This window comes from Paraburkholderia sp. IMGN_8 (assembly GCF_038050405.1).
Taxonomy (GTDB): domain Bacteria; phylum Pseudomonadota; class Gammaproteobacteria; order Burkholderiales; family Burkholderiaceae; genus Paraburkholderia.
Window position 1 is genome coordinate 3,083,564 of sequence record NZ_CP150901.1, and the last position, 15,551, is coordinate 3,099,114.

A 15,551-nucleotide genomic window follows, 5' to 3' on the forward strand; every position below is an offset into this window, starting at 1 on the left:
CCCAATGAAATTCGATACCGTCGTACTCGGCGCGGGTATTGTGGGTGTGTCAGTCGCCGTGCATCTTCAGAAACGCGGCCGCAAGGTGGCCCTCGTGGACCGCAAGCTGCCAGGCAACGAGACCTCGTTTGGCAACGCCGGGTTGATTCAGCGTGAAGGCGTCTATCCGTATGCATTTCCGCGCGACCTCGGCACCTTGCTACGCTATGCGCGTAACGAATCGCCCGACGTCCGCTATCACGCCAATGCCGTGCTCAAGGTAGCGCCATTCCTGTGGCAATACTGGCGCAATTCACACCCGGCGAAGCATGCGGCTATCGCACGGTCTTACTCGACGTTGATCGAGCACTGTGTGAGCGAGCACCGGGCGCTGGCGGCCGAGGCAGGCGCCGGCGAATTGTTGCGTCCCATCGGATGGATGAAAGTCTTTCGCACCGCGGCGAAGCAGGACGCGGAAACAAGGCTCGCCGAACAATGGCGTCAGGAATATGGTGTGGCGTTCGAGTCGCTCGATGCAACCCGCTTGCGGCAGGCCGAACCCGACCTCGATACCGCTTTGCTGGGCGGATTGCGCTATACCGAATCGGACTCCGTCAGCGATCCCAATGCGCTCGTCACTGCTTACGCGAAGTATTTCGAGCAGCTTGGCGGACGCTTTTTTTTCGGCGATGCCAACTCGCTTCGTCCTCTTTGGGAAGTCGATACGGACGAGGGGACGATCACGGCTTCGGAGGCGGTGATCGCTTTGGGGCCGTGGTCGGATCAAGCGAGTTCGCGACTCGGGTATCGTCTGCCGCTTTCCGTCAAACGCGGCTATCACATGCACTACGCCCCGCGAGGGGAGGCGCGCCTGAATCATCCCGTGCTGGATGTCGAAAATGGCTACCTGCTCGCACCCATGAGGCAAGGAATCCGGCTGACCACGGGCGCTGAAATCGCCGAGTGCGATGCACCCAAGACACCTACGCAACTCGCTGCTGTGGAACCGATCGCGCGCAAGCTGTTTCCATTGGGCGAGCGTCTCGACGACGAACCGTGGATGGGCCGTCGTCCCTGTACGTCCGACATGATGCCGATTATCGGACCGGCGGGGAATCACAAGAATCTGTGGTTTGCTTTCGGGCACGCTCATCACGGACTGACGCTCGGCCCCGTGACGGGCCGGCTGATCGCCGAAATGATGACCGGCGAGCAGACGATTGTTGACGCTCACCCGTTCAGGGTGGATCGGTTTTAGCGGCCTTTTCCAGCGGCGCTCTGCAAAGCAGATAACGCAGCGGCACATGCAAGGTCGGCACTTCCTTTTATCCCGCCGACTTGCCGAAGAGGGAAAAATGTTTGGACGGTTTGCGCGGCACGTCATCGCCGATCTGACCGAACTCGATCGGAAAACGCACGTAGAAAACGTGCACGTTTTCCGCGCGCACAAGGTCCAGTAGCCGCTCGGCCTCCTCTTCGGTCACGGCAAGAATGATCTGCAACGGCTGGTCGGCAAGCTTGAACATATGCGCCGCGTGATGCACGCCCGCGTGACCGATGCCTTCGGCGCAGTTGATAACTGTCGCGCCTTGAATGCCCAACTGGCGAACCTCATGCAACAACCATTCGCATACGGTCTGATGGCCGTGCTTCCGGTTCTGCTCGGTATAGAACGTCAGTTGATAGCCTTGCATCGCCCGCCCCCACCTTCGCGGCGCCTCGCGGCGCAGTCATCGCCCCACCTGATTGATTCTAGTTCACGGAGGACCGCGAAGCGCGATTGTGCGGCGCAATACGATCGGTACGAGTGCTTCAGTGCAGCCGGATGCCGTTGAGGTCCACTACTTCGCCCCCTCCGCTCCAAGCATTTCGTATTCGACGGGACAGCGCGTATAGAAGAGTTGAATACCTCCGCGCTTGAGGCTGCCGAGCAGCGCATCGATGTGCGCGTCGTCGGCGGCAATCATGACCGCAACCGGCTGGTCGACCAGTTCAAAGAAGCGCGCCGCGTGATACTTGCCGCGTGCGTCAATGGCTTCGGCCGCTTCAATGACCGTCGCACCCTGAATGCCGGCCTTCTTCGCCTCGTCCACGATCCAGTCGGCCACCGACATATGATTTTTCCGGTGGCTCTGGTTGGCCGCAAACACCGTCAGATGACTGCCTTTCATGAGGACCTCCGCCTGGCCCGGGAAAAACGCCAGGTATCGCTCGCTGTGCGTTCTGGCCAAAGTGTACGGGCCAGCGCACGAGGGGGCGATATGCAGCTTAATTGGCCCACCCAGTCAAATCAAGTTCCATAAATATGGTTCCTGCGACCGGGTTGAACGTGTAGGCAGCAACAGCCTTGAAACCCAGTGACACGTAGAGCTGCTGCGCCGCTTGCATGCTGGGAAGGGTATCGAGAACGATACGCGCATAGCCGGCCTCTTTCGCGATTCGACAGATGGATTCACCTAACCGCCGTCCAAGCTGTTGGCCACGTCCGGCGGGTCGTACATAGAGGCGCTTCATTTCGCAAGTCGTTGCATCTAGCGGGCGCATCGCCACACAGCCGACGACGTGCCCATTGCTCGAAGCGAGAAGAATTCGACCTTGGGGCTCGGCGTACCTTCCGGGCAGATCGGCCAGTTCTGCCTCAAAATTCTGGAAACATAGATCGATACCGAGGCCGTCCGCGTATTCGCGGAAGATCTCCCGAACAATGTCAAGGTGCTGCGGGAATCCGGCTGTTTCAATTTCAATCATGTTGAAAATATCCGCTAATGTACAAACGAGTCGAAGCACGAGGTGAACATGAACGACACATGGCTATTCCAGATCAGGATCAGCGTCTCGGCCGAGCTTGCAGCCAGCTTGCGCGACGACCCAACGTGTACGGTACACGACCCGCTTCACGATGTTATGCGAAGACACAATGCATCCGTGAAGTGCCAGTTCGACGCTTTCGCCGACTACGTTAGCGAAGCTCAACGACTCGGCACGGAAAAGTATCCGCTGTATCAATGGACCAAAGACACGATTGAGAACCCGGAGAAAAAGGCCAAGTACCTGCAGTCCTTCACTGTCTATGTAGACGGCAAGGAAGTCTACGGCAAAGACATTGCCGACTTACTGCAAGCGGAGCTATCCGCGCTAATCGGCAACGCTGGAATCAGAAGCGTCATCAGGTTCGACACTAACCCGGCGAACAACCCGCAACCACCTGCGCGCGGGCAGTAACACACGTAGTCCCCCGGTTCGCGAAATCAGAGACGGTCAGCCGGCAGAGCGGCACGTCGTACGTGGAACGTCGCAAAGCGTTGGGCTATCGGGCCGTCGTCGCCAGGCCGATTTCGCACGCTTGCCACGACTTCCCATGTGGATCAAGATCAAGTCGCCTCATCAGCAATCAGCTATCCCCATGACAGACAACCCCAACCCCGATTCCGACCCCGACAAACTGAAAGGTCCAAGCGGCCTGACGATGCGCGAGATCCACGAACAGGTGCAAAAGAGCGTCGAGCGCGACCGGGAAGCACAGGCTGCGCGCCGTTCACTCGCTCCGCCGCAGAGCCGGTGGCAACGTTGGGTGCGCTACGTGTGGGGCCGCAGCGGACGTCGCTAGTGTCGGCTGACCAGCGACATCATCATTCGACGCCGCAGCGCGCTCGCGCAGCCGACTACCCGTTCGGGTGGTGTGCACCTATCTTCGTTCTGTCATTCTGAGTTCGTTCGTCACCGCTTGACTTGCCCAAGATTCGTGCGCAACGGGCGGCGTGAGGCACGAGTGGTTCGTGTCGCGAACGACCGGAGCAGGCAGGAGAAATCACATGGAAACCTCAACATCCAGCGGCAATCCGTTACAGGATCTCTCCGACAATCTGGCGGCAATCGTCGAGCGGGTCGGGCAGAGCGTGGTTGCGGTACACGGACGGCATCGCATTCCGTCAAGCGGGGTAATCTGGCGGCATGGTGTTGTCGTCACGGCTGCACACACGCTCAGACGCGCGGAAGGAATCGACGTCACGCTGGCCGACGGCCGTACGGTCCCCGCAGTCCTCGCGGGCCGGGATACCGGCACCGACGTTGCCGTGCTGAAACTGGACGGCGTGGACCTGGACCCAGTCGAGTCCGGCGATGCCCGCTCGCTCAAGGCAGGCCATTTTGTACTCGCGGTCGCGCGAGGAGACGGATTTGGCACCAGTGCCGATTTTGGCGTGATCGGCAATGCAGGCGGTCCCTGGCGCACCTGGAGGGGCGGTCAGCTCGATGCGTTCGTGCGGCTCGATGGCGGCCTGCGTCCGGGTTTCTCCGGCGCCGCCCTCGCGGATGTGCGCGGGCAGGTCATGGGCATTTGCACGTCGGCGCTTGCACGTGGCGCGGGCATGGTGATCCCCGGGGTGACCGTGGAGCGCGTCACCGAGGAATTACTGGCTAAAGGGCGCGTCTCGCGAGGCTACCTCGGCATCGGCACGCAGCAAGTGAACCTGTCGGATGCGTGGGTCGAGAAAATGAGCCTGTCTTCCAACCATGGATTGCTGGTCAATTCACTCGCGCCGGGCGGTCCTGCGGAGCAAGCGGGCGTGCTGCTGGGCGATGTGCTGATCGAACTGGACGGCAAGCCTTGCCGCGATGTGGACGACGTGCACACTGCGCTTGGTTCCGGGAGCATCGGACAACAGTTGAAGATCGCGCTGATCCGGGGCGGCGAACGCGCCGAGTGTTCGGTCACCGTGGGTGAACGCCCGCAACGGGATTCGTGCCGGTGAAGTCCAGGAACCGGTCAAATGTCGGATGGACAGATGGCACAGATGGGCTCAGTCCGGGTCGCGATCATTGCTGATTCGCCGCAGGTGCGCGCAAACCTGCAAGCGCTCGTCGAGGCGAGTCCGGCACTCACATTCTCCGGCAGCGCAGCCGACGCCAGCATGCTCGCCGACAATCTTGCCGGTTCAGTCCCGGATGTGATCGTGATCGATGTGGAACCCGGAGCAAGCGACGCACCCAAAGCCGGATTCGACTTAGAGCACACGTCATCGGCGCTCGTCATGCTGACCGACGAGGCGGACAGCGAGTGGATCCTTGAAGCTTTGCCGGGCGATGCGGCGGCGATTCTGCCGCGGAACGCGTTGCCTGGCGAGATCGTCGCCTCCATCGAAGCGGTGGCCGCGGGCCTTTACGTACTCTCGCCGGATATCCTCGGGCGATTGCTCGGTGCACGGACACCGCCGCGGCAGGCGGCGTCCGGTGCGCCCTTCGAAACCCTGACGTCACGCGAGATCGAAGTACTGACGATGCTCGCCGAGGGGCTCGGCAACAAGGATATCGCGCGGCAGCTCGATATCTCGGACAACACCGTGAAATTCCACCTTGCCTCCATTTTCGGCAAGCTGGGCGCGACCAACCGCACCGAAGCGGTGATGCTCGGCATGCGGCACGGATTCATCATGGTGTAGCGCGTCGTTTATTTGCCCAGCCACTTCGCGCTCAATTGCGCATATTCGCCATTGGCTTTGCTCAAGTGCAGCCACGGGTCGACAAAGCGTTTGAATTTTTCCCAGGAATTCCCAGAATACCGCGCGACTGTCCCGAGCACGTACACTCACCGTTCTTCCCTGCGCTGAGAGAAACCGTGCCCGCCATCACCTGCATCGAGGATTTACGCGTGCTTGCCCAACGGCGCGTGCCGCGCATGTTCTACGACTATGCCGACAGCGGCTCGTGGACCGAGAGTACCTACCGCGCGAATGAAAGCGACTTCCAGCGCCTGAAGCTGCGCCAGCGAGTGGCGGTCAACATGGCGGGCCGCAGCACGCGCACGGAGATGGCCGGTCAGGAGGTCGCCATGCCCGTGGCGCTCGCGCCGACGGGGTTGACCGGCATGCAACATGCCGACGGCGAAATTCTCGCGGCGCGCGCGGCCGAGAAGTTCGGCGTCCCGTTCACCTTGTCCACGATGAGCATCTGCTCGATCGAGGACGTTGCCGCCGCGACCAGCAAACCGTTCTGGTTCCAGCTTTATATGATGCGCGACCGCGATTTCATTGTGCGGTTGATCGAGCGGGCGCGCGCGGCTCGGTGCAGCGCGCTGATGCTGACGCTGGACCTGCAGATCCTCGGTCAACGCCATAAGGACATCAAGAACGGGCTATCTGCGCCGCCCAAACTGACGCCCGCGAACCTCGTCAATCTGGCGACCAGGCCGCGCTGGTGCCTCGGCATGCTCGGCACCCGGCGGCACACGTTCGGCAACATCGTCGGTCATGCGAAGGGGGTGGGCGATCTGTCCTCACTGAGCTCGTGGACCGCCGAGCAGTTCGATCCTGCGCTGAGCTGGGCCGACGTCGAGTGGGTCAAGAAGCTGTGGGGCGGCAAACTCATTCTGAAAGGCATCATGGATGTCGACGATGCGCGCCTTGCCGCCGACAGCGGCGCCGACGCGTTGATCGTCTCCAATCACGGCGGCCGTCAACTCGACGGTGCGCCCTCTTCGATCTCGGCGCTCCCCGAGATCGCACGCGAGGTCGGCTCGCGCATCGAGGTGTGGATGGACGGCGGGATCCGCAGCGGACAGGACGTGCTGAAAGCCGTTGCGCTCGGCGCCAAGGGCACGCTGATCGGCCGCAGCTTCCTTTATGGCCTGGGTGCGATGGGAGAGGCGGGTGTCACACAGTGCCTGCAGATCATCCACAAGGAACTGGACATCACCATGGCCTTTTGCGGCCACACCGACATCCGTCAGGTAGACGAACGGATCCTGTTGCCTGACAGGCGTTGAAGACCAACGCGGGGTGCCACGCCTCGCGCGGTGGATGGTGTTCAGCCAGATGTTCGGCGGATGCCGTTCGCCGCCTCTTCTTGCGGGCCGCAGTCTTCCAAGGCCTGCAGAAACGTCGAACTCCACCAGTGCACGTCGAACTTGCGGATCCGCTGAAGAAGCGCCTCATGCCGGTTGATCCGCTCGTCGAGCGACATCGTTAGCGCCCGCTGAATGGCCTGCGCCGTACCTTGCGTGTCGTAGGGATTGACCAGCAGCGCTTCCTTCAATTGCTCCGCGGCTCCGGCAAAACGCGAGAGCACCAGCATGCCTGGGTCGGCGGGATCCTGTGCGGCGATGAATTCCTTCGCGACCAGATTCATGCCGTCCCGCAAGGGCGTGACGAGCGCCACCCGACTCGCGCGATAGAGGCCCGGCAGACGCTTGCGGGCCACGTTGCGATGAATGTAGCGCAGCGGCATCCAGTCCAGTTCACCGAAGTCGCCGTTGATCGCACCACACAGGCTATCCATCTGGCGCCGCAGATCGTCGTAGGCGCCGACGTCCTCGCGGCTAGGAGACGCAATCTGGATCAGCGTCGCGCTATCGCGGTTTTCCGGGTAGTAGGTCAGCAGTTCGCGGAAAGCATGAATGCGCTGCGGGAGCCCCTTTGAGTAGTCCAACCGGTCGACACCCACCAGCAAGCGCCGCCGCGAATATTCGTCGCGCATCCGGACAAACATGTCCTGTCCTTCCTTCGAATTGGCAAGACGCATGAAGTCGTCGACGTCGATGCCGATGGGATAGGCTCCGACGCGCAGCGTGCGATTGAATGCCCGAAGGCGATCCGGACTTAACCGTTGCGCCTGCGCTTCCGATTCGACGTAGTGAGAAAAATGCGTCAGGTCCGCTTCGCTCTGGAAGCCCACAAGATCGTACGCGAAGAGCGAGCGCATCAGCCATTCGTGTTCCGGAATCGCTGCCATGATCAGTGGCGGCGGCATCGGAATATGCAGAAAGAAGCCGATGCGGTTGGTACATCCCATTGCGCGCAATTCCGCGGCGAGCGGGATCAGCTGGTAATCGTGAACCCAGATGAGATCGTCCGGCTTCAGCAGCGGCAGCAACTTGTGCGCGAATAACTGGTTGACCCTGCGATAGCCCGCTGCGAATCGCGTGTCGAAATTGGCCAGGTCCAGCCGGTAGTGGAATACCGGCCACAAGACGTCGTTGGCATAGCCCAGGTAATACGTGTCGTGATCTTCCCGGCTCAGATCAAGTGTCGCGAGCGTGACGTTGCCAGCCGTTTGGACGTGAACGTCACCATGACCGGCTTGTGCGGCATCCGCTGCTTCCCGGATCTTGCCGCTCCAGCCGAACCAGAGCCCGCCGGTTTGTTGCAGGCTTTCTCGTAACGCTACGGCGAGTCCGCCGGCTGCAGGCTTGCGAGGATCGGCGGTGCGATTCGAAACGACGACGAGACGACTCATGAGGTCCTTGTGCTGTTGCGTTCACATTGCGATACCGGCACGGCAAAGGGCGACATCACGTCCCCTGCCGGCGCACGACGAACGTGCCCGGCTTTTGCCGAGATCAGCGCAGTGGGGCCGCTCGTTCCTGAAGCCTCGAACTCGCGGAGCGACCGGCCATGCCGGACAAGGGTCACATTCTGAATGAGTCAGTTTACTATGTCGTTAACACATGCTCACGCCTGCGCTTAGCCTGCACGCTTCATCTGCGGAAATGAAGCGCCGTCACTGAAACGAGGCAGGGCCTCAGCTCTTTTTTGTGGTCATGGCGACAAACGGTGTCGGTACATGCTGACACGCCTCGCTTCCACACTTCGGGCAACGCGGATGGGCATCCGCGTGTTCAGCGAGATGTTCCGCGTGCTCGAACACCTCACCACACTTCTCGCAACGATATTGGTACGTCGGCATTGTGTTCCTCCAATACGAATCCCACCGGTGCCGGCCAGATACCACTCGCCGACAGTGTGAAAATCCATTCTAGTGCAGGAAATACGCGGCCATGCGCCTCATCTCAGCCAGTGCGCACTGGATACGACGACGGCGCGCAAGCAACACGCGCGCCACCTGCGGGTGGGCGGTTTCACATCGCCGCGCTATCGGCGGATCCGCGCTTCCGCTAATGGCCGTTTGTACTAGGCTTGATTAACGAAGAAAGGCCGTCGCCGTCCGGCGAACCCGACGAACCGACATCCGCTGACGAATGCAGCCTCTCCCCCAGTACTTCTGGTGCCAAAGAGCGAGGTCAGATATGCAACTGCTTACGGTAACAATCGTCAAACCCGAGGCGACGAACTTCATCCTGGGGCAAAGCCACTTCATCAAGTCCGTCGAGGATCTGCACGAGGCCATGGTCGGCACCGTTCCGGGTATCAAGTTCGGTTTGGCCTTTTGCGAAGCGTCGGGTAAACGCCTCGTGCGCCAGTCCGGTACGGACCCCGACATGATCGAGTTGGCGTGCCAGAACGCCATGGCCATCGCGGCAGGCCACTGCTTCGTGATCTTTCTCGGCGATGGCTTTTATCCGGTCAACGTTCTGAACGCGGTAAAAACTGTGCCGGAGGTATGCCGGATCTTCTGCGCAACGGCGAATCCCGCACAGATTCTGGTTGCTGAGACAGACCAGGGGCGCGCTATTCTCGGCGTGGTCGACGGGTTCACGCCGCTCGGCGTGGAGAACGAAGAGGACGTTCAGTGGCGCAAGAATCTGCTGCGTGCCATCGGTTACAAAGCGTAGGCACAGTTGCTCTCATTTGGCGACATGCGCGTAGGCGAAGTGCGTGATTGCGACACGCGCGTAGGCGACGTGCGCACCGGTCCGGCTGATCCATGAAACATCTATGTCTCCAGCCCGGCACCTTGTGGCCGGCCATTCTGCGCCAGACCGAGCATGCGCTGCATCGTGGTGCACTGCGACCGATCGAGACAACCCAGGCGCTGATCGAAGATCGTGGCATACGCTTCCTTGTCCGGCAGGTCTCAAGTCTCACGCGCAAGGAGGAAACCCGACACGCGCCCACGGTCAAGGCCGGGGCATCCAGCGTGGTCAATCCGTTCCTTCCTTATGACCCTGACCTCTTTGTGGCCGATCTCTCGGACACTCACGTCGCCTTGCTCAACAAATTCAACGTCATCGACCATCATCTCCTGCTCGTCACCCGTTGCTTCAAATCGCAGGACACGCTGCTCGATCTCGCGGATTTTGCTGCGTTGCTCGCCTGCATGGCCGAGTTCGACGGACTGGGTTTCTACAACGGCGGCGCAGACGCCGGCGCGAGTCAGCACCACAAGCATCTGCAGATCGTGCCGCTGCCGCTCGGAGAATCAGGTCCGCCGCTCCCCATTGAATCCATGCTTGCGTCCGCGTGCATGGAAGGTCCAATCGGCACCATACCCGGCCTGGCTTTCCGGCACGCGTTCGCTCATCTGGAACTGGCTCCTGCCGCCTCGCGGCGCGCAGCACACGCCGCTTTCGATTGCTACCACGCGTTGCTCGAAGCGGCTGGCCTGCGAGAGATCGAAATGAATGGCGAACTGCACCAGTCGGCGCCGTACAACCTGCTGGTCGCCCCTCAATGGATGCTGCTCGTGCCAAGGTCTGTGGAACGTGTCGAGGGAATTTCGGTGAATGCGCTGGGGTTTGCGGGATCGCTCTTCGTGCGCGACGCAGCACAGATGCAAGTCATCAAGAGCCTCGGCCCGATGAGCGTGCTGGAACGAGTCGCGGTCCCCGCGGTCATGGGGCAATAGCGCTTATCTGCAAAGAGAAAAGCCAGCTGAAAGCAAAGACCAGATCGGCTGGGACGCTCGCGATCCCTGCATCGATAATGCCAGGCGGGCCGACGATGCGCCGGATCAGTCGCGGCAGCAGTGACCGCTGCCCGCGCTTCAACGCCTGGGACCCCTCATAGCCTCCGCTTCGATGGCGGCGTGCCGTTCCTCTTCGGCCTCAATAGGGTCCATAGTCTCATCGACGAAAGCAGTCGCGCGTTCTGTGGCCGCCATCGCTTCATCGACGGCAGCGTCGAGTTCGGCATCGTCGTCGCTCGGGGGTTCCAGCATGTCCCGAAGCATGGCATCCAGCTCCGGTGTATCCCACGGCTCGCCATGCTGCTTTCTTTTCTTTATGTAGTGCCTGACTTCTGCGTCTTGCTCCGGCGTCAAGGGCAGACCGCGAAAGGTGCTTTGGGGAGTAGCGTCAGCCATGGTATCTCTCCAGGGTTGGACTCGTTTCGAGTGTACCTCTGCTGTGCTCAAAGGGCCTCAATTATCGTTCTGCGCAGCGGCCCCAAAACCGGTGGCGGTAAACGGGAATGCTGTCGCTATTTCTCCGGTCACCTAAAATATAAAGATGGTTCTGACCTCAAAGGAGGTTGCCATGACTGAGTCAATGGTCAGTTTTGTAGTGGGAATCGCGGTGCTGCTATGCGTCGTGATATTTACGGCGGCGCGCTACAGGCGGGAACACAAGGACCAGCCGGCTGCCCGTTGGCTGGACACGCATCCGATCAAGGACTGGCTGCGTCATAAACACTGAATGGCGCCAAGTGATTTCTGGAAGTGCCGGGGTGCGCAAGCGTTATTTCTCTACGACGTCATCGTCTGCTGTCAATCGAGAACGACGCTTCTACGCTACCCCGGTTCGCTCGGAGATTTCGAATCCGGCTAGTCCAGTGCCCCCAATGCCGGAGAGGAAGCACCACACGGAAATGGATTTTGTCCATTTTCGGCCGGCGCCGCCCCTTTGGCTGTCATACATCCACGATGACTTCGAAGCCGCCGTAGATCAGCCGCTTGCCGTCGAAAGGCATCGGATTGACGTCAGGCTGCAGCCGCGGATCGGCCATCACCGCTTTCATGCCTTTATCCCGCACCTGACGCGATGGCCAGACAACCCAGGAGAACACCACGGTTTCGTCCTCCTTGCGTTTGACGGCCATCGGAAACGACGTCAGCTTGCCCTCCGGGACGTCATCGCCCCAGCACTCGACCACCTGCAACGCGCCGTTCTCCTTAAAAACGCCCGCGGCCATTTTGGCCTGTTTTATATATTTTTCGCGGTCGATCCTGGCTACCGGCACGACAAATCCATCGACGTAAGTCATGAGCGCGCTCCTTTCGGATTAAAAATCGAATAGGGGACGGAAAGCGACGATATTCGAACCCGCGTCGCCATACTGCGCCCCTATGAGCACGACGAACGACACGCCACGAAATCGACAGAGATATTGTCGCCCTTCAACCCTAGGGAAAGAACCAGTGGACGGGCCAACCTCATGGTGTAACATCCGATCGTTACATTATTCAATGTAACAATAATAAATGTCATCATGACGGCGGCCACAGGCCCGCCGGACAGCATATTTGGGAGGCAGGTATGGGTGGCAAGGACATTCCACACGTCAACGTGGACGAACTGGCGCAGTTCCGCGAAGTCCAGCAACTGGCTTATCGGTGCGTCGAAAACGTCGGCGACATGCTCCGGCTGGGCATGACGGAAAAAGATGCCGCCCGGCTGCTGACCGAATGGTTGCAGGACCACGGCGTGCGTGACTGGCTGCACAAACCCTTCGCCTGGTTTGGCGACCGTACCGCCTTTGAGGGCTTTTCAGGGCTGTCGCACATGGCCGGCTTTAACCTGGCTTTCTTCCCGGGTTCGCGGCGGCTGGAAGAGAACATGCCGGTGATTCTCGACGTGGCGCCGGTGCTGAACGGTGTGATCGCCGATGTCGGCTACGCCACCTGCATCGGTACGAATCCCATTCTCGAACACCTGAAAGACGACCTGGCAGAACACCGCGAACTGATCGTCAGCATGGTGAAGCAACGGCACACGCTTGCCGATGTCGCGCGCGCGGTCGACCAGTTGTGCAGGAAACAGGGCGTGGAGCCGCGCCACAAGGCTTATCCGTTCAAGGTACTCGCGCATCGTGTCGCGAAGCTGCACAACCCCGCCAAGCCGCGCTTCGTCGCGCGGTTCGGCCTGAACGCCACACGCAATCTGATCCTCGACCAGGCGGGCGCAGGCAGGAAAGAAGGCTGGTCGCCGCTGTGGTCGGTCGATCGCCGCTCCGATCACGCGCCGACGCCCGGCCTGTGGGCCGTCGAGCCGCATCTCGGCTTTCAGGGTGTGGGCGCCAAGTTCGAAGAGTTGCTGGTCATCACCGATGACGACGCCTACTGGCTCGACGACGACCTCCCCCATGTGCGCCGCTGGGCAGAGCGCGGGCGGGCGTTGGTCGCTGCATGACCGAGGCGCACGTGCAGCTTTTGACCGAACCCGCAGCGCCCGCGCCAGACGAGACGCCACCGGCCGTCCAGCACACCGAAGGCGGCGCCGATATCGTGTTCAACAACGCCCGCATCGGCATGGTGCCGCGCTGATATCGCCAACCAACCGGACGCCGGAGACCCTCATGACCGAAGAACAAACGCCGTACAAGATCAAGGCACGCCATGTGAAGTTCGACTGGAGTCGAACGCCTATCCAGTGGATTCCCGGCGACCCGTCGAGCACGCACGTCATCAATGTGCTGAACCTGCTGTTCCCCGCCGGCGAACTATGGTTCTGCCGCGTCTACAACAAGGCGCTGCCGCAGATCACCAACCCCGCGTTGCACGACGACGCACAGGGGTTCCTCAGGCAGGAAGCGGTGCATTCGCGCTCGCACGGCGGCGTGCTCACGCACTACTACAAGGCCCACGGCATCGACACGCAGCCCTTCACCAGGAAACTCGACTGGTTGTTCGGCAAGCTGCTCGGCGAACAACCGCTTGGGCTGAAGATCGGTAAAACGCGCTTCTGGCTGCGCCAGCAGCTCGGCATCATCGCCGCGCTGGAACACTTTTTCGGTTACCTCGGCAATTGGGTGCTCAATGCCGACGGGCTCGATGCCGCCCATGCCGACCCCACCATGCTCGACCTGCTGCGTTGGCACGGTGCCGAAGAAGTGGAGCATCGCACCGTGGCTTTCGACATCTTCCGGCATATGGGCGGCACCTACTTCGAACGCTGCTTCCACATGCTGTCGACCATCGTGCTTCTGCTGTACTTTCTCACGCACGGTGCACGCTTCATGCATCGGCGCGATCCCGACGCCGGTGCGTACCGAGGCTTTATCCTCGCGTGGCGCGCCGGGGCGCGGCGCGGTTGTCTGCCGTCGTTCTGGAAAATGATCGCCGCAGCGCTACGCTATTTCAATCCGCGCTACACGCCGCATCACGAAGGCTCCACCGAGCAGGCGCTCGCCTACCTTGCAACCTCGCCCGCTGCGCAGGCCGCGGCGCACGGCGGCAACTGGGTGCGCGACGCGAATTGATACGGCGAGACGCTCGCCGAAACCGGAACTGTCTGGCATGATTCAGGGCGCCTTCGCGCGGCCAATCTTCGTCCGACACACACTGCACTTCATGCTTCGATTCGAGAATCTTTGCAAACGCTACGGCGAGCGCATCATTTTTCAGGGACTGCGTTACAGCACCGGCGCAGGATGCGTGGCGCTCAACGATGAAACCGGCAGCGGCAAGTCCACCTTGCTCGGCATCCTCGCCGGTACGATCGAGGCCGATGAAGGCGAGGTGTGGCTCGATGGGCATTCGCAGCGCACCGCGCCGCTCGAGGCAAAATCGACAGTCGCGTATATCCCCGACGATTGCATGGCGTATCCGCTTCAAACCGGTCGCGAGTTTCTCGAACAGGTAGCATCAACCAGAAAGACGGCAGTCGACAGTGGCACGCTCGACCTCGCGCACCGCTTCGGGCTCACGCCGCATCTCGAGAAACGCTTCGAGCAAATGTCGTTTGGCACCCGCAAGAAGATGTTCCTGACAGCGATCGCGCTGGGCAAACCCACCGTCATCATCGCGGATGAGCCGGCTGGCGGGCTCGACGCCGCTGCACGCGCTGTACTGATCGATTGGTTCAACACGTTGGCCGAAGACCGCACGGTCTTTTTCTCGAGCTACGACATGGCGCTGACGCAAGCCTGCAACGCGAAAATGATCGGTTTCGCCGATCTTGGCATGCGCGTCCAATAAGCTACCGCGAGGCGCCCGCGAGCCTACCGCGCGCCGCCGTCCTGGGTCATGACCAGCGCGAGCGATGCGGAAAGAATCGATTTCGCCAGCTTGTCATCGTCCACTGCGCGCGCAAGCGTAATGGCCCCCACAATGGTCGCGACAATGCCCAACGCTGGCTTTTCGCTGTCAGTGGATGCGGCTTGTGCTATTTGCGACGCCAGTTTGCGCACGTACTCCGTGAGTTGTTCCCTGACGTCCGGATTCGCATGGCGCGCCTCTCCGGCGAGTGCGCACAACGCACATCCTTTGCCGGGATTCTTCATGTGACGCTCATTGAGAAACGCCTCGGCGATGGACTGCAGAGGCGTTTCCCCACGCTTTCCCGAACCGGCTGAGAGAGACGCAATGCGCTTCTCGCTCTGACTGATCGCGTGCTCGAGCGCTTCCAGAATCAACGCATCACGCGACGAAAAATGACCATAGAACGCGCCGTGCGTGAGCCCCGCGCTGCGCATGCAGTCGGCGACGCCGAGCGCCTCGATACCGTGTTCGCGAATCTGCCGTGACGCGTTCTCCAGAACCCGCTGCCTGCTCTCGGCCTTTTGTGCCTGCGAATAACCCATTTTTCGCCTCACCACCCTTGACAATCTGCATGATGGCCATAATACTGAATTTCTGCATGACGATCAACATACAGAATGAGATGTTGACGATGCTCATGCTGGTTTGGATGCGGCGGCTGCCCTGCGCTGCGTAACAGGACTTAGCGCCGTCAGCAGGCGCGG

21 protein-coding genes are annotated in these 15,551 nt (G+C 60.9%); 13 read left to right on the forward strand and 8 right to left on the reverse strand.

Annotated elements, in window-relative coordinates; all coding sequences use genetic code 11:
* The first annotated feature begins 4 nt into the window (after positions 1 to 4).
* Positions 5 to 1,237 (forward strand): FAD-binding oxidoreductase, encoded by a 1,233-nt coding sequence (locus tag WN982_RS35120; protein WP_341316594.1) that lies wholly within the window; start codon positions 5 to 7, stop codon positions 1,235 to 1,237.
* 67 nt (positions 1,238 to 1,304) lie between these two features.
* Here WN982_RS35120 and WN982_RS35125 read toward each other — a convergent pair whose 3' ends face one another.
* The 3 genes from WN982_RS35125 to WN982_RS35135 form a co-directional block, all read right to left on the reverse strand.
* Complete coding sequence (locus tag WN982_RS35125) at positions 1,305 to 1,673, reverse strand: DUF190 domain-containing protein (RefSeq protein ID WP_341316595.1); 369 nt, start codon at positions 1,671 to 1,673, stop codon at positions 1,305 to 1,307.
* Positions 1,674 to 1,820: 147 nt separating this feature from the next.
* Entirely contained in the window at positions 1,821 to 2,150 is a 330-nt protein-coding gene (locus WN982_RS35130) for a DUF190 domain-containing protein (RefSeq protein WP_341316596.1), read from the reverse strand.
* Positions 2,151 to 2,247: 97 nt separating this feature from the next.
* The gene (locus WN982_RS35135; RefSeq protein WP_341316597.1) at positions 2,248 to 2,727 is read right to left on the reverse strand and encodes a GNAT family N-acetyltransferase; all 480 of its coding nucleotides are present in this window, start codon (positions 2,725 to 2,727) and stop codon (positions 2,248 to 2,250) included.
* 48 nt (positions 2,728 to 2,775) lie between these two features.
* Here WN982_RS35135 and WN982_RS35140 point away from each other — a divergent pair, with 48 nt between their 5' ends.
* The 5 genes from WN982_RS35140 (at position 2,776) to WN982_RS35160 (ending at position 6,739) form a co-directional block, all read left to right on the forward strand.
* Positions 2,776 to 3,201 carry a hypothetical protein gene (locus tag WN982_RS35140; protein WP_341316598.1) on the forward strand — a complete coding sequence of 142 codons (426 nt, stop codon included), beginning with the start codon at positions 2,776 to 2,778 and terminating at the stop codon, positions 3,199 to 3,201.
* 136 nt (positions 3,202 to 3,337) lie between these two features.
* Complete coding sequence (locus WN982_RS35145) at positions 3,338 to 3,586, forward strand: hypothetical protein (protein WP_341316599.1); 249 nt, start codon at positions 3,338 to 3,340, stop codon at positions 3,584 to 3,586.
* Positions 3,587 to 3,791: 205 nt separating this feature from the next.
* Positions 3,792 to 4,730 (forward strand): S1C family serine protease, encoded by a 939-nt coding sequence (locus WN982_RS35150; RefSeq protein ID WP_341316600.1) that lies wholly within the window; start codon positions 3,792 to 3,794, stop codon positions 4,728 to 4,730.
* A gap of 159 nt (positions 4,731 to 4,889) precedes the next feature.
* Positions 4,890 to 5,417, forward strand: coding sequence for a response regulator transcription factor (locus WN982_RS35155; RefSeq protein ID WP_341316601.1), 528 nt, complete (start codon positions 4,890 to 4,892; stop codon positions 5,415 to 5,417).
* 236 nt (positions 5,418 to 5,653) lie between these two features.
* Positions 5,654 to 6,739, forward strand: a complete 1,086-nt coding sequence (locus WN982_RS35160) for an alpha-hydroxy acid oxidase (RefSeq protein WP_341319522.1) — start codon at positions 5,654 to 5,656, stop codon at positions 6,737 to 6,739.
* 41 nt (positions 6,740 to 6,780) lie between these two features.
* Here WN982_RS35160 and otsA read toward each other — a convergent pair whose 3' ends face one another.
* The gene (gene otsA / locus WN982_RS35165; protein ID WP_341316602.1) at positions 6,781 to 8,208 is read right to left on the reverse strand and encodes an alpha,alpha-trehalose-phosphate synthase (UDP-forming); all 1,428 of its coding nucleotides are present in this window, start codon (positions 8,206 to 8,208) and stop codon (positions 6,781 to 6,783) included.
* 285 nt (positions 8,209 to 8,493) lie between these two features.
* On the reverse strand, positions 8,494 to 8,658 hold the full coding sequence (locus WN982_RS35170; protein WP_341316603.1) for a zinc ribbon domain-containing protein: 165 nt from the start codon (positions 8,656 to 8,658) through the stop codon (positions 8,494 to 8,496).
* A gap of 340 nt (positions 8,659 to 8,998) precedes the next feature.
* Here WN982_RS35170 and WN982_RS35175 point away from each other — a divergent pair, with 340 nt between their 5' ends.
* Positions 8,999 to 9,484, forward strand: coding sequence for an adenosine-specific kinase (locus WN982_RS35175; RefSeq protein ID WP_341316604.1), 486 nt, complete (start codon positions 8,999 to 9,001; stop codon positions 9,482 to 9,484).
* A 92-nt stretch (positions 9,485 to 9,576) separates the two neighbouring features.
* Positions 9,577 to 10,497 (forward strand): phosphorylase, encoded by a 921-nt coding sequence (locus WN982_RS35180; RefSeq protein ID WP_341316605.1) that lies wholly within the window; start codon positions 9,577 to 9,579, stop codon positions 10,495 to 10,497.
* Positions 10,498 to 10,635: 138 nt separating this feature from the next.
* On the opposite strand, the gene WN982_RS35185 is transcribed toward WN982_RS35180, so the two are convergent.
* Positions 10,636 to 10,953 (reverse strand): hypothetical protein, encoded by a 318-nt coding sequence (locus WN982_RS35185; protein ID WP_341316606.1) that lies wholly within the window; start codon positions 10,951 to 10,953, stop codon positions 10,636 to 10,638.
* Positions 10,954 to 11,125: 172 nt separating this feature from the next.
* On the opposite strand from WN982_RS35185, the gene WN982_RS35190 reads away from it, so the two are divergent.
* Entirely contained in the window at positions 11,126 to 11,284 is a 159-nt protein-coding gene (locus tag WN982_RS35190; RefSeq protein ID WP_341316607.1) for a hypothetical protein, read from the forward strand.
* A 214-nt stretch (positions 11,285 to 11,498) separates the two neighbouring features.
* Here the strand turns inward: WN982_RS35190 and WN982_RS35195 are convergent, their stop codons facing one another.
* A complete protein-coding gene (locus tag WN982_RS35195) occupies positions 11,499 to 11,852 on the reverse strand; it encodes a DUF1428 domain-containing protein (protein ID WP_341316608.1) in 354 nt (117 codons plus the stop codon).
* Between the two features lie 272 nt (positions 11,853 to 12,124).
* Here WN982_RS35195 and WN982_RS35200 point away from each other — a divergent pair, with 272 nt between their 5' ends.
* From WN982_RS35200 to WN982_RS35215, 4 genes are all read left to right on the forward strand, one after another.
* Positions 12,125 to 12,997: a M24 family metallopeptidase gene (locus WN982_RS35200; protein ID WP_341316609.1), complete on the forward strand. Its 873-nt coding sequence runs from the start codon at positions 12,125 to 12,127 to the stop codon at positions 12,995 to 12,997.
* Complete coding sequence (locus WN982_RS35205) at positions 12,994 to 13,131, forward strand: hypothetical protein (protein ID WP_341316610.1); 138 nt, start codon at positions 12,994 to 12,996, stop codon at positions 13,129 to 13,131. Before WN982_RS35200 ends, WN982_RS35205 begins: the two co-directional genes overlap by 4 nt.
* Before the next feature lie 32 nt (positions 13,132 to 13,163).
* The gene (locus WN982_RS35210) at positions 13,164 to 14,066 is read left to right on the forward strand and encodes a metal-dependent hydrolase (RefSeq protein ID WP_341316611.1); all 903 of its coding nucleotides are present in this window, start codon (positions 13,164 to 13,166) and stop codon (positions 14,064 to 14,066) included.
* A gap of 91 nt (positions 14,067 to 14,157) precedes the next feature.
* Positions 14,158 to 14,784 (forward strand): ATP-binding cassette domain-containing protein, encoded by a 627-nt coding sequence (locus WN982_RS35215; RefSeq protein ID WP_341319523.1) that lies wholly within the window; start codon positions 14,158 to 14,160, stop codon positions 14,782 to 14,784.
* A gap of 23 nt (positions 14,785 to 14,807) precedes the next feature.
* On the opposite strand, the gene WN982_RS35220 is transcribed toward WN982_RS35215, so the two are convergent.
* Positions 14,808 to 15,389 (reverse strand): TetR/AcrR family transcriptional regulator, encoded by a 582-nt coding sequence (locus WN982_RS35220; RefSeq protein WP_341316612.1) that lies wholly within the window; start codon positions 15,387 to 15,389, stop codon positions 14,808 to 14,810.
* Between the last annotated feature and the right edge of the window lie 162 nt (positions 15,390 to 15,551).

Excerpts from the sequence above, each read along its gene's own strand:
- WN982_RS35195 (WP_341316608.1), bottom strand. The coding sequence starts at position 11,852 with ATGACTTACGTCGATGGATTTGTCGTGCCGGTAGCCAGGATCGACCGC.
- WN982_RS35120 (WP_341316594.1), top strand. The coding sequence starts at position 5 with ATGAAATTCGATACCGTCGTACTCGGCGCGGGTATTGTGGGTGTGTCA.
- WN982_RS35160 (WP_341319522.1), top strand. The coding sequence starts at position 5,654 with ATGTTCTACGACTATGCCGACAGCGGCTCGTGGACCGAGAGTACCTAC.
- WN982_RS35145 (WP_341316599.1), top strand. The coding sequence starts at position 3,338 with ATGTGGATCAAGATCAAGTCGCCTCATCAGCAATCAGCTATCCCCATG.
- WN982_RS35130 (WP_341316596.1), bottom strand. The coding sequence starts at position 2,150 with ATGAAAGGCAGTCATCTGACGGTGTTTGCGGCCAACCAGAGCCACCGG.
- otsA (WP_341316602.1), bottom strand. The coding sequence starts at position 8,208 with ATGAGTCGTCTCGTCGTCGTTTCGAATCGCACCGCCGATCCTCGCAAG.
- WN982_RS35205 (WP_341316610.1), top strand. The coding sequence starts at position 12,994 with ATGACCGAGGCGCACGTGCAGCTTTTGACCGAACCCGCAGCGCCCGCG.
- WN982_RS35180 (WP_341316605.1), top strand. The coding sequence starts at position 9,577 with ATGAAACATCTATGTCTCCAGCCCGGCACCTTGTGGCCGGCCATTCTG.
- WN982_RS35220 (WP_341316612.1), bottom strand. The coding sequence starts at position 15,389 with ATGGGTTATTCGCAGGCACAAAAGGCCGAGAGCAGGCAGCGGGTTCTG.
- WN982_RS35135 (WP_341316597.1), bottom strand. The coding sequence starts at position 2,727 with ATGATTGAAATTGAAACAGCCGGATTCCCGCAGCACCTTGACATTGTT.
- WN982_RS35155 (WP_341316601.1), top strand. The coding sequence starts at position 4,890 with ATGCTCGCCGACAATCTTGCCGGTTCAGTCCCGGATGTGATCGTGATC.
- WN982_RS35170 (WP_341316603.1), bottom strand. The coding sequence starts at position 8,658 with ATGCCGACGTACCAATATCGTTGCGAGAAGTGTGGTGAGGTGTTCGAG.
- WN982_RS35140 (WP_341316598.1), top strand. The coding sequence starts at position 2,776 with ATGAACGACACATGGCTATTCCAGATCAGGATCAGCGTCTCGGCCGAG.
- WN982_RS35125 (WP_341316595.1), bottom strand. The coding sequence starts at position 1,673 with ATGCAAGGCTATCAACTGACGTTCTATACCGAGCAGAACCGGAAGCAC.
- WN982_RS35200 (WP_341316609.1), top strand. The coding sequence starts at position 12,125 with ATGGGTGGCAAGGACATTCCACACGTCAACGTGGACGAACTGGCGCAG.
- WN982_RS35150 (WP_341316600.1), top strand. The coding sequence starts at position 3,792 with ATGGAAACCTCAACATCCAGCGGCAATCCGTTACAGGATCTCTCCGAC.
- WN982_RS35190 (WP_341316607.1), top strand. The coding sequence starts at position 11,126 with ATGACTGAGTCAATGGTCAGTTTTGTAGTGGGAATCGCGGTGCTGCTA.
- WN982_RS35215 (WP_341319523.1), top strand. The coding sequence starts at position 14,158 with ATGCTTCGATTCGAGAATCTTTGCAAACGCTACGGCGAGCGCATCATT.
- WN982_RS35210 (WP_341316611.1), top strand. The coding sequence starts at position 13,164 with ATGACCGAAGAACAAACGCCGTACAAGATCAAGGCACGCCATGTGAAG.
- WN982_RS35175 (WP_341316604.1), top strand. The coding sequence starts at position 8,999 with ATGCAACTGCTTACGGTAACAATCGTCAAACCCGAGGCGACGAACTTC.
- WN982_RS35185 (WP_341316606.1), bottom strand. The coding sequence starts at position 10,953 with ATGGCTGACGCTACTCCCCAAAGCACCTTTCGCGGTCTGCCCTTGACG.